Origin of the sequence: Tardiphaga sp., from assembly GCF_028290785.1 — a bacterium.
Taxonomy (GTDB): Bacteria; Pseudomonadota; Alphaproteobacteria; order Rhizobiales; family Xanthobacteraceae; genus Tardiphaga.
In genome coordinates this window covers 1-6,394 of record NZ_JAQGJD010000099.1, presented here as the reverse complement: position 1 = coordinate 6,394, position 6,394 = coordinate 1, and the positions used below count along the sequence as shown (strand labels likewise).

The 6,394-nt window shown below is 65.8% G+C and carries 4 protein-coding genes; 2 read left to right on the top strand and 2 right to left on the bottom strand.

Annotation, left to right across the window (positions count from 1 at the left end; translation table 11 throughout):
• Positions 1-378 precede the first annotated feature (378 nt).
• A complete protein-coding gene (gene purH, locus JWR89_RS05440; RefSeq protein ID WP_299712735.1) occupies positions 379-1,971 on the top strand; it encodes a bifunctional phosphoribosylaminoimidazolecarboxamide formyltransferase/IMP cyclohydrolase in 1,593 nt (530 codons plus the stop codon).
• A gap of 162 nt (positions 1,972-2,133) precedes the next feature.
• On the opposite strand, the gene JWR89_RS05435 is transcribed toward purH, so the two are convergent.
• On the bottom strand, positions 2,134-3,525 hold the full coding sequence (locus tag JWR89_RS05435; RefSeq protein ID WP_299712731.1) for an MFS transporter: 1,392 nt from the start codon (positions 3,523-3,525) through the stop codon (positions 2,134-2,136).
• Between the two features lie 108 nt (positions 3,526-3,633).
• Between JWR89_RS05435 and ggt the strand changes: the two genes are divergently transcribed.
• Complete coding sequence (gene ggt / locus JWR89_RS05430) at positions 3,634-5,376, top strand: gamma-glutamyltransferase (RefSeq protein ID WP_299712728.1); 1,743 nt, start codon at positions 3,634-3,636, stop codon at positions 5,374-5,376.
• Between the two features lie 53 nt (positions 5,377-5,429).
• On the opposite strand, the gene JWR89_RS05425 is transcribed toward ggt, so the two are convergent.
• Positions 5,430-6,394, bottom strand: a 965-nt coding sequence (locus tag JWR89_RS05425; protein WP_299712725.1) for an aromatic amino acid lyase, incomplete at its 5' end; no start/stop codon positions are given.

Sequence of the window (6,394 nt, the reverse complement as noted above, 5' to 3'; positions counted from 1 at the left end):
AGCGTGTTCCTGGCCGGCAATGACGGCCCGCGCCGCACCGCCCAGATCGTGATCCACCAGAACTCGCAGCAGACCTCGACCGTGCGCTGGAGCTTTACCCGCTCGACCGCGTCGGCATCCGCCACCTCAGCCCGCCGCAACGCCCGCCGCGAGCCGGAACTGCCGCTGTAGAGATAAGTAGGGTGGGCAAAGCCGTCGCGCGCGCAGCGCACGTCGGCGTGCCCACCACCATTTGCACCGCGCGCGAATGGTGGGCACGGCGCAAGCGAGCCTTTGCCCACCCTACGACCTGCCGCTGCGCATCCGGCCCGCAAACTCGGCGGTTTCGTGCCCAGCCAAACCGTGCTACGCGGCGGCCTTGCTCACAGGATATCCATCATGACCGACCATTCGCGCCCCGTTACCCGGGCTTTGCTGTCCGTTTCCGATAAGACCGGGCTGATCGAATTCGCGCGCGCGCTTGTCGCCCATGGCGTCGAGCTGATCTCCACCGGCGGCACCGCCAAGGCGATCGCCGCCGCCGGCCTGAAGGTATCCGACGTCTCCGACCTCACCGGATTTCCGGAGATGATGGATGGCCGCGTCAAGACGCTGCATCCCAAGGTGCATGGCGGCCTGCTGGCGATCCGCGACAATGCCGAACATCTGCAGTCGATGAAGCAGCACGGCATCGTGCCTATCGATCTGCTGGTGGTGAACCTGTATCCGTTCGAGGCCACCGTCGAGAAGGGCGCGTCCGACGAGGACTGCATCGAGAATATCGACATCGGCGGCCCGGCGATGATCCGCGCCGCGGCGAAGAACCATGACGATGTCGCCGTGGTGGTGGAACCCGCCGACTATCAGTCCGTGCTCGACGAACTCGCCACCAACAAGGGCGCGACCACGATCGCGCTGCGACGCCGCCTTGCCGCCAAGGCCTATGCGCGCACCGCCGCCTATGACGCCGCGATCTCGAACTGGTTCGCCGGGCAATTGAAGATCGCGACGCCGGATTTCCGCACCATCGGCGGCGCGCTGATCCAGTCGCTGCGCTATGGCGAGAACCCGCACCAGACGGCGGCGTTCTATCGCACGCCGGAGTCGCGGCCCGGGGTCACCACGGCGCGGCAGCTGCAGGGCAAGGAACTGTCCTACAACAACATTAACGACACCGACGCCGCCTATGAATGCATCGCCGAGTTCGATGCCAAACGCACCGCGGCCTGCGTCATCGTCAAGCACGCCAATCCGTGCGGCGTCGCCGAAGGGTCCGACCTCGTGAGCGCCTATCGCAAGGCGCTGGCCTGCGATTCCACCTCGGCGTTTGGCGGCATCGTCGCGCTGAACCGCACGCTGGATGCGGAGTCGGCCCGCGCCATCACCGAGATCTTCACCGAAGTGATCATCGCGCCCGACGCCACCGACGAAGCGATCGCCATCGTCGCGGCGAAGAAGACGCTGCGACTGCTGCTGGCCGGCAGCCTGCCCGACCCGCATGCGCCGGGCCTGACCTACAAGACGGTGGCCGGCGGCCTGCTGGTGCAGAGCCGCGACAACGCTGTGGTCGATGACATGACGTTGAAGGTGGTGACCAAGCGCGCGCCTACCGAGGCCGAAATGCGCGATCTCAAATTCGCGTTCCGCGTCGCCAAGCACGTCAAGTCCAACACCATCGTCTATGTGAAGGACCTCGCCACGGTCGGCATCGGCGCCGGCCAGATGAGCCGGATCGACTCCGCGCGCATTGCCGCGCGAAAAGCCCAGGACGCCGCCGTGGAGATGAAGCTTGCCGAGCCACTGACCAAGGGCTCGGTGGTGGCCTCCGACGCGTTCTTTCCGTTCGCCGACGGCTTGCTGGTGGCGATCGAGGCCGGCGCTACCGCGGTGATCCAGCCCGGCGGCTCGATCCGGGACGATGAGGTGATCAAGGCCGCGGATGATGCCGGCATCGCCATGGTGTTCACCGGCGTCAGGCACTTCAAGCATTGAGAGCACTGTCATTCCAGGGCGGGAGCAGCGCAGCTGCGAGCGAACCCGGAATCTCGACATGTTGCACGCTGAACATCCCGGGATTCCCCGCCACTCCAATTGGAGTGGCTGAGGCCTGCATCAGCCGGCTCCGCCGTCTACTGCATCCTGGAATGACGGCGGCTATTCTTCCCGCACCCGTGCCAGCAGCGCGAGCCCCGCGGCGAACAGCACGACCAGTACCGTCATGCCCGCCTTCTGGCTGGCGGTGACGGCCGTGACCAAGCCTATCAGGAGCGGGCCGATGAAGGACGTCACCTTGCCGGTCAGCGCGAACAATCCGAAAAACTGCGCGATGCGATCCGGCGGCGCCAGCCGGATCAACAGCGTGCGCGACGCCGCCTGCAGCGGCCCGCCAGCCATGCCGATCAGACACCCCAGCGCCAGATAGGCCTTCTCCGCGGGCGCGGCGAACAGGCCACCGCCCGGCACCGGCGGCGTGACGCTGACGAACAGGATCGAATCCTTGTCGATCAGCAGGATGCCGATCGCAGACAGCAGCAGCAGCGTCATGCTGCCGGCGATGACGCGCTTCGGCCCCAGGGCATCGTCGAGCCGGCCGCCGACAAAGGCGCCGATGGTGCCGGCCAGCGCCAGCGTGATGCCGAAGCTGCCGATCTGAATCGTATTCCAGCCGAAGGTGCCGGCGGCGTAGATGCCGCCGAATGCGAACAGCGACACCAGCCCGTCGGTGTAGATCATGTTGGCGAGCAGGAACGCCATCATCGAGCGATGCCGCGGCAGTTCGCGCAGCGTGTGCCGCAGGTCGGTCAGGCCGACGCGCATCGCCTGGGCCGGCGACAGTTTTGCCGGAAAATCCGGCGTCAGTAGAAACATCGGCAGCACGAAGACGGCGAACCATAATCCGCTCAACGGCGCACTGATGCGGTCGCCCTGGAAGGTTGCGGGATCCAGGCCGAACAGCGGCACCAGGCCGAACAGCGTGCGGCCGGTGGTCGGGCTCGCCGCCATGAAGCCGAGCACCAGGATCAGGCTCAGGATGCCGCCGACATAGCCCAGCGCCCAGCCCGATCCCGACAGCCGGCCGATCTTGTCGGGCGGCACCAGCGTCGGCATCATCGCGTTGTTGAACACGGTGGCGAATTCGACGCCGATGGTCGCGAAGCCATAGGCGATCAGCAGCGGCAAAATGATCGCGGGATCGCCGGGCTTGCCGATCCACATGATGCAGGCGCCGATCACGAAGATGGCGCCGAAGCCCGCGATCCACGGTTTGCGGCGACCGCTGGCATCGGCAATGGCGCCGAGCACCGGCGACGCCAGCGCGATCACCAGACCGGCAGCCGCGGTGGCGAAGCCCCACATCGATTGCCCCGCGGCGGCATCGACCGCCACGCGGGTGGCGAAATACGGCGCGAACACGAAGGTGGTGATCAGGCTGAAATACGGTTGCGCGGCCCAGTCGAACAGCATCCAGCCGATCACCGCGGAGCGCGGCGGGTAGCTGATCGGGGCAAGGTGGGGTGATGCGTCCGAAGTGGCCGTAAGCGCCATGTTTTGAAATCCTGACGAATCACGCCGTGTTGTGTCGAAGGCAATCCGGGCCATATAGCATGGGATGACCGTGGTGCGATCATGGCCGCGTGTCGGCCGGAGCCCTTGATGACCCCCATTCACTTCTTGCGCCGCAGTCTGATCGCGGCACTCGCCGTGCTCGCGCTGTGTGCACCATTGCGCGCGCAGGAGCGCGCCTTTTACATTCCGGCAAAGCCCGGCACCACGGCCGCCGTCGCCGCGAAGCACGGCATGGTTGTCGCGCAGGAAAAGATCGCGGCGAAAGTCGGGGCCGATGTGCTGATGCGCGGCGGCAATGCGGTCGATGCCGCGGTGGCGACCGGCTTCGCCATGGCGGTGACCTATCCCCGCGCCGGCAATATCGGCGGCGGCGGCTTCATGGTGATTCACTCCGCCGACCGCCACGAAGACATCACCATCGACTATCGCGAGACCGCGCCCGCGAAGGCCACCCGCGACATGTTCCTCGGTGCCGACGGCCAGCCGGACATCGCCAAATCGCGCGACTCGGCCTTGGGGATCGGGATTCCCGGCACGGTGGCCGGCCTGACGCTGGTGCTGGAGAAATACGGCTCCGGCAGACTGACGCTGTCGGAGATTCTGCAGCCCGCGATTGCGCTGGCGCGCGACGGCTTTGTGGTGGCCGACGATATCGCCGACACGTTGCAGGACTGGCGGAGGCGATTGGCGCGCTGGCCCGCATCGCTGAAAATGATCACGCGCCCGGACGGCGCGGCGTTAGTTCGCGGCGACACGCTGGTGCAGAGCGATCTCGCGACGACATTGAGCGCCATTGCCGCGCAGGGACCGCGCGGCTTCTACGAAGGGCCGGTGGCCGAAAAACTGGTGCGCGGCATCAACGAGGCCGGCGGCATCTTCTCGATGGACGACCTGAAAAACTATCAGCCGGTGATCCGCGAGCCGGTGCGCGGCAGCTACCGCGGCTACGACATCGTCTCGATGCCGCTGCCGTCGTCCGGCGGCACGGTGCTGGTCGAGACGCTCAACATCCTCGAAGGCTTTCCGATCCGCGAGATGAAGCAGAGCGAGGCGCCGTCGCTGCATCTCCTGATCGAGGCGATGAAGCGAGCTTACGCCGACCGCGCGCGCTATCTCGGCGATCCCGCGTTCGTCAACGCGCCGATCACGACGCTGCTCGCGAAGGATTACGCGGCGAAGCAGCGCGCGTCCATCGACCCCGCTCGCGCCACGCCGTGGACCGATGCGCTGTCCGCGGTGCCGCCGCGCGAGGGCAGCAACACCACGCACTACTCCGTGGTCGATAGCGCCGGCAACGCCGTAAGCAACACCTATACGCTGAACTTCCCCTACGGCGTCGGACTCGTTGCCGAAGGCACCGGCGTGCTGCTCAACAACGAGCTCGACGATTTCACCGCGGCGCCCGGCGCGTCCAACGCCTTCGGGCTGGTCGGCTTCGAGGCCAACCTGCCCGGCCCGGGCAAGCGGCCGTTGTCGTCGATGTCGCCGACCATCGTGCTGAAGGACGGCAAGCCGGTGTTGGTGACGGGTTCGCCGGGCGGCAGCCGCATCATCTCCACGGTGCTGCAGGTGATCGTCAATGTGCTGGACTACCGGATGGATATCGCGGCCGCTGTCGCGGCGCCGCGGCTGCACCACCAGTGGCTGCCCGACGAAGTCCGCATCGAGCGCGGCTTTTCCGACCCGACATTGGACGCGCTGAAGGCGATGGGCCACCGCGTGATCGAACCGATGGGCCAGACCTCGGCCAATTCCATCGCAGTGACGCCGGACGGCCTGCTCGGCGCGCCCGATCCGCGGACAAGGGGCTCGGCGGCATCCGGATACTGACGTTCTGAGAGGCCCCGAGCCGACGCGCGATGCCGCCTTCCAGCGCACGCGGGTCAGATGCCCGGCAGCTCGGTGAAATCCGCCGCGGCGATGATCGATCCGGAGCGAACCAAATGTATGGATTGCTCGATATCGGGATGGAGATAACGATCCTCGTCGAGATGGGGAACCTTGGTTCGGATCAGCTTTCGAACAGATTCGAGCCGGTCACTGGATTTCAATGGGGCATGAAAATCGCACCCCTGGGCTCCGGCTAGAAGCTCGATAGCGATCACGGCCATCGCATTCTCGACCATGGGCAACAGACGGCGCGCGCCGTGTGCGGCCATGGAGACGTGATCTTCCTGGTTCGCGGATGTCGGAATGGAATCGACGCTTGCGGGATACGCGCGCTGCTTGTTCTCCGAAACCAGCGCTGCCGCCGTAACCTGCACAATCATGAAACCTGAATTGAGTCCGGGCTTTGGCGTCAGGAACGCCGGCATGCCTGAGAGCGCCGGATCCACCAGCATCGCGATCCGCCGTTCCGAAATCGATCCGATCTCGCAGACAGCAAGCGCGATCATATCGGCGGCGAAAGCCACGGGCTCGGCGTGAAAGTTGCCGCCGGAAATGGCGAGGTCATCTTCAGAGAAGATCAACGGGTTGTCCGAAACCCCGTTCGCTTCCGTGAGAAGCGTATTCGCGGCCTGGCGCAACACGTCCAGCGCAGCGCCCATCACCTGTGGCTGGCAACGAAGGCAGTACGGATCTTGAACGCGAACGTCCCCCGTCCGATGCGACTCCCGGATAGCGCTGCCGGCGAGAAACGCGTTGAGGGCAAAGGCCACAGCGATCTGTCCAGCATGCTTACGCAGCGCATGGATTCGCGGGTCGAACGGAGCATCGGAGCCGCGCGCCGCGTCAGTCGACAATGCGCCGCTGATGATAACTGTCTTGAACAGAATCTCGGCCTCGAACAGCCCCGCCAAAGCACAGGCCGTCGAAAATTGAGTGCCATTTAATAGCGCCAGCCCCT